At 66.6% G+C, this 6,200-nt stretch carries 1 protein-coding gene; it reads left to right on the forward strand.

Annotated features, from left to right (window positions below):
• Positions 1-463: 463 nt before the first annotated feature.
• The coding region (locus VD972_RS24815) for a non-ribosomal peptide synthetase (protein ID WP_324991040.1) at positions 464-6,200 on the forward strand (5,737 nt) is incomplete at its 3' end.

Here is a 6,200-nt window from a genome sequence, read left to right on the forward strand (position 1 = left end):
CGGGCCCGGTGGAGGTCATGGCCTCCTCCACACGGCGACGCCTGGAGCGATTCCTGCTGAGTGAGCGGACCGACACGGGCACACAGGTGCCCGCAGAGTGTGTCTGAAGTGTGGCATAACCCCCCAAGAACCCGAGGTGCGCCAATATACGCCAGTCCGTGCTCGACTGTCATGTGGGTGACGATCCGGGGCCATACTCTGCCAGAGCCTCGAGCTTGGCCCCACGGACGAGGCTCTGGCTGGCGACCCCCAGAAGTGAGGAGTCGAGCGCCCATGGAGCACCCCTGCCCAGCAAATGCAACCCGGTTGCTCTTTTCACACCCGCGCTGCACGAAAATGAAAATGGGAAGGTGTTAGAGCACTTAGATCTCAAAAAAGTTAGAATTCAGGCACCAGCTTTGACCTCTCAGCCTTGACCATGAAAAATCCCTCTCACTTTCCTCTCTCATTCGAGCAGGAACGCATGTGGTTCCTGTCCAAGCTCCACGGTGCCGCTCCGGCCTTCCACGAGCGTGCGGGTGCCTGGCTCCATGGGCAGCTCGACGTGCCCTTGTTGAAACAAACACTCGTTGAAGTCTCGCGGCGACACGAGATTCTCCGGACAGCCTTGGTCGAGACGGGCGAGCAGCCCGCTCAGCGAATTGCGCCTGAGATCGAGCTGCCCTGGCGCGAGGCAGACGTGAGGGCGGCCGAGGAGGAGGGCGCTCAAGGGCTCGAGGCGAAGGCACTGTCCCTCGCTCGCGAGGAGGCCTCCCGCCCCTTCAACCTGGAGCACGGCCCCCTCTGGCGGGTCTGTCTGGTGCGGCTGGATCGCCACCGGCATCTGCTTGTGGTGACGATGCATCACCTCATCTCGGATGGGGACTGGACCTTTGGCTTGCTCTTCTCCGAGCTCTTTTCGCTGTACACGGCGCGCTGTGAGGGGCGAACGGCAGACGTGCCGGCACTCGAGCTCCAATACCGGGATCATGCGAGCTGGCAACGCGAGCATCTTCGGGGAGAGAAGATCGCGCGGCAGCTCGCCTGGTGGAGGGAACAGCTCCAGGGGGCAACCCCTGCCCTGGACCTCCCAGTGGATCGGCCTCGCCCCTCCATACAAGCCTTTGCAGGAGGAACGGCGGAGCGGGCCGTATCTCCGGAGCTTGGACGGGCCGCGAGAGCCCTGGCGAAGAGGGAGGGTGTCACGCTCTTCGCGGTGTTGCTCTCGGGCCTGCAGGCCGTGCTCTACCGCTACACCCACCAGGATGACATCCCCGTGGGGACCCCCCTGGCTGGGCGGCAGCTTCCCGGCGTGCGACACCTCCTGGGCTATTTTGGCAATCCTGTCGTGTTGCGCGGGCGAGTGGGAGATGATCCCTCCTTCCGTCAGCTCGTCCTCCGAACTCAGCAAGACTTCATCCAAGCCCAGGCCCAGGGTGAGCTGTCCTTCAAGGACCTCGTCGAGGCGCTGGCACCCGCGAGAGACCTGAGCCGGCCTCCGCTCTTCCAGGTGCTCTTCTCCCTGAGAGCCCCGTGGCCCTCCCCCCTCACGAGCCCGGCACTCACCCTCACACCTGTTGATATTGAGCTCCCGTTCGTCGCCTATGAGCTCATCGCGTCTGCCCGAGACCTGGGGACCGGCCTGAGCTTGAAGCTCGAATACAACCGCGAGCTGTTCCTGCCGGAGTCCGCTGCACAGCTGCTCGGGCACTGGGAGGCGCTGCTGCGCGGGGCCCTCGAGACACCGGAGCAGCGGATCTCTGCGATTCCACTGCTGTCCCCCGAGCAGGAGCACCAGCTCCTGTACGAGTGGAACCAGACACGAGCGGATTATCCGAAGGATGTGACGATACACGAGGCCTTCCAGGCACAGGTCCGTCGCACCCCAGAGGCCGTGGCATTGGTCTCTGGCGAACGACAGCTCACGTACCGGGAGCTGGACCGCCGAGTCCATGGGATCGCCTATGCGCTCCGCCAGCGGGGGGTGAGGACCGAGGACCGAGTGGCCCTCTTCACCCAGCGCTCGCCCGAGACGATCATCGCCATGCTCGCCATTCTCGAGGCAGGGGGAGCCTATGTGCCCCTCGACCCAGAGCTTCCCGCCGAGCGCCTGGCCTGGATGATCGAGGATGCCCAAGCCAGGGTGGTGGTGGCAGTGGGCTCGTCCCCGCTCCCGCTTCCGCTCGAGGGCGTCGAGCTCCTCCGCGTCGACGCGGCGGGAGATTCTTCTGCTGACGAGGAGCTGGCCCCGCTGCCGAGCGAGGCTCGGAGCGCCAATCTCGCCTATCTCCTCTACACCTCGGGCTCGACGGGCACTCCGAAAGGTGTCGGCATCGTCCAGCGCTCCGTCGTCCAGCTCGCCTTCCATGCCGACCTGAGCCCCGACGATCGCGTCCTGCAGGGCGCGACCTACTCATTCGACATGTCTGTGTACGAGATATGGGCCTCGCTCCTCAATGGAGCCCGTATCGTCATCGGCGCGCGAGATGTCACCCTGTCTACGAAGGCACTCGGGGAGGAGCTGCGACAGCAGGCCATCACCGTGTGCTGCCTGACCCCCGCGATGTTCAACACCCTGATCCGGGAGGCGCCTCTGCTCTTCCAGCCCCTCCGGGCCTTGATCGTCGCTGGCGATGTCCTGGATCCCCACTGGATCCGAGTGGCGCTCCAGGAGAAGAGCCACCCGCAGCTCTTCAACGGGTACGGTCCCACCGAGACCACCGTCTTCACCCACCTCCACCCCATCACGGAGGTGCCGGAGGGAGCCACCTCCATCCCGCTCGGACGACCCATACCGAATGTGCAGGCCTACGTGCTCGATCGCCACCTGCAGCCCGTTCCTCGAGGCGTGCCAGGCGAGCTCTATATCGGAGGAGAAGGCCTCGCCCGAGGGTACTGGCGCCGGCCGGAGCTCACGGAGGAGCGCTTCATCCCCCACCCCTTCTCGCAAGAGCCCGGAGCCCGGCTCTACAGGACGGGGGACCTCGTCCGGTACCTCTCTGGGGGACTGCTCGAGTTCCTCGGACGCATCGATCATCAGGTCAAGATTCGAGGCTTCCGCATCGAGCTCGGAGAGATCGAAGCCGTGCTCGGCGATCACCCGGCGGTGAGGCAGGTCGTCGTCGCGGCCCGCGTGCTCGGGCCGGGTGACAAGCAGCTCGTAGCCTACGTCGTCCCGCAGGCGAGTCCGCACCCCTCCACCATGGAGTTGCGAGAATACCTGTCGCGGAAGCTGCCGTCCTACATGGTGCCGGCCTTCTTCGTCGTGCTGGAGGCCCTGCCCTTGAATCCCAATGGCAAGGTGGACCGCCGGGCCCTGCCAGTCCCAGATGGGACACGTCCGGAGCTGGCGCAAGAGTTCGTCGCCCCACGCACCCCCACGGAGCAGGCGCTGGCGGCCCTCTGGAAGGAGAGCCTCTCACTGGACCGTGTCGGGCTCCACGACGACTTCTTCGCGCTGGGAGGGCACTCGCTGCGCGCCCTGCAGGTGACGTCGCGGATACGCCAGCACTTCCAGGTGGACGTTTCCCTGCGCTCCTTCTTCTCCCATCCCACGCTGGCCGGGCTGGCAGCCCAGCTGAGCCAGGCTCAGGGCGGGGAGCAGGCCACCCCCTCCATCATCTCCGCATCCCGTGGCGCTGTCGTGCCGCTCTCCTTCGCCCAGGAGCGGCTCTGGTTCCTTCAACAGCTTGCCCCTGCGAGCGCCGCGTACAACTGCCCGGCGTTCTTCCGGGTGCACGGGCCGCTCGACGCCGACGCACTGGAGAAGAGTCTCGAGGTGCTCGTCTCCCGTCACGAGTCCCTGCGAACCCGCTTCTCCGAGCTCGATGGCCAGCCGATGCAAGTGATTGCGGCGCGTCTTCCATTGCACCTCGAGCGCGTCGAGCTGCGGGCTCTGCCGCCAGAAGAGCAGCAGCAGGAAGTCCATCGACGCGCTGAGGCCGACGCGAGACACCCCTTCGACCTCCATCGGGCACCCCTCCTGCGAGCGAGCCTGCTGGCGCTGGGTGAGGACGAGCACGTGCTGCTGCTCAACCTCCACCACTCGGTCACGGACGGTTGGTCCATGGATGTGCTCTACACCGAGCTGGAAGCCCTCTATGGCGCCTTGGCCAGGGGTCAGCCTCCCGCCCTGCCGGCTCTCGCGCTGCAGTATGCCGATTATGCGGTCTGGCAACGGCAGTGGGCCGAGACACCAGCGCTGGAGGAGCAGCTCACCTGGTGGAAGCAGCAGCTCGCGGGGATCCCTCCAATCCTGGAGCTTCCAACGGATCGGCCTCGGCCCCCCGTCCAGGACTTCCGCGGCGCACGAGTGCTCTTCCGGCTCGGCAGGGAGACCACCCTGGCGCTGAGGGCCCTGGCAGCCCAGGAGCGCGTCACGCCTACGATGGTGCTGCTCGCCGCGTTCCAGGCGTTGCTCCACCGCTACACCGGCCAGGAGGAGTTCCTCGTCGGCATGCCTCACGCTGGGCGGGAGCGGTCGGAGCTGGCGGGCGTGGTGGGCTTCTTCGTCAACACCCTGCCGATGCGGGCCGATCTCTCTGGAGAGCCGTCCTTCCGGACCCTGCTGGCGCGGGTACGAGAGACGAGCCTGGGCGCTCATGAGCACGCGGAGCTCCCCTTCGAGCGCCTGGTGAAGGCGTTGCAGACCGAGCGAGACCTCAGCACGCTCCCGTTGGTGCAGGTGATGTTCGCCCCCCAGGTCTCCCAGCTGGGACAGCTGAAGCTGCCTGGGCTGGGAGTAGAGCCGCTCGCAGTGGATCCGGGTCGCGCCCCCTTCGATCTCACCCTGCTCTCCTGGGAGGAGCCAGACACGCTCGCGGGCCAGTGGGAGTACTCCACGGCCCTCTTCGAGCAGAGCACCCTCGAGCGCATGGCGGGGCACCTGTGCAGACTCCTGGAGGGGGCCGTCAAGCAGCCGGATGCGAGGCTCTCAGGACTGGCGATGCTGGGCGAAGAAGAGCGGCAGCAGTTGCTGGTGCAGTGGAATGACACCGCCGTCGACTTCCCTCGCGATTCCACGATTCCTGAAGCCTTCGCCGAACAGGTCCTCAGGGCTCCAGAGGCCGTGGCCGTGCAGTTCGGCTTGCGGCAGCTCACATACCGGCAGCTGGACCTGCGTACCAACCAGGTTGCCTGGCGACTGCGCCGCATGGGCGTGGGCCCGGACTCGCGCGTGGCGATCGCCGTGGAGCGCTCCCTGGAGCTCGTCGTCGCCCTGGTGGGCATTCTCAAGGCAGGCGGCGCCTATGTCCCTCTCGACACCGACTACCCTCGCGAGCGCCTGGCCCTCATGCTCGAGGATGCGCGACCCGACGCCCTCGTCACCACCATGGCCCTGCTGCCGAAGCTCCCCGCGCAGGGGCTGCATCACCTGCTCCTGGACGAGGCCCGTCTGGAAGAAGAACCTGACTCCACCCCGCACTCTGGAGTGACAGCTCGCAACCTCGCCTACATCGACTTCACTTCCGGCTCCACCGGCCGGCCCAAGGGGGTCTGCATCGAGCACCGATCGGTGTTGCGGTTGGTCAAGAACATCCGATACGCAGAGCTGGGCCCAGGGGAGACGCTCCTGCTGGCCTCGCCTCTCTCCTTTGACGCCTCCACCTTCGAGCTCTGGGGCAGCCTGCTCACGGGTGCCAGCCTGGCCGTCTTCCCGCCTCACCCTCCCGCGGATGCGCTGGAGCTGACCGAGGTGATCGCTCGCCATGGCGTCACCTGCCTCTATCTGTCGTCCGGCCTCTTCAGCCAGGTGGTGGACGTGGCTGCACAGCGGCTGGCGAGCGTGCGCCGCATCGTCGTCGGCGGGGATGTGTTGTCCGCCCTCCACGCTCGCCGCATGGTGGAGCTGGGAGTGGCCGTCACGAACGGCTACGGCCCTACGGAGTGCACTACCTTCGCGGTGGCCTGCTGCATGGAGCCACACTCCCGCGTGGAGGACCCGGTGCCGCTGGGTCGCCCCATCTCCAATACCACCGTCTACGTCCTGGATGGGCACATGCAGCCGGTGCCGATCGGCGTGGCTGGCGAGCTCTACCTCGGTGGGGATGGACTGGCACGCGGCTACGTTGGCCAGCCTGAGCTCACCGCGGAGCGCTTCGTGCCCAACCCTTTCGGCGCCGAGCCCGCGGGTCGCCTCTACCGGACCGGGGATCGGGTCCGCTGGCGGGGCGATGGCTCCCTCGAGTTCCTCGGCCGCCTGGACACCCAGGTGAAGGTGA

The organism is Hyalangium sp., from assembly GCF_035629615.1.
Lineage (GTDB): Bacteria > Myxococcota > Myxococcia > Myxococcales > Myxococcaceae > Hyalangium.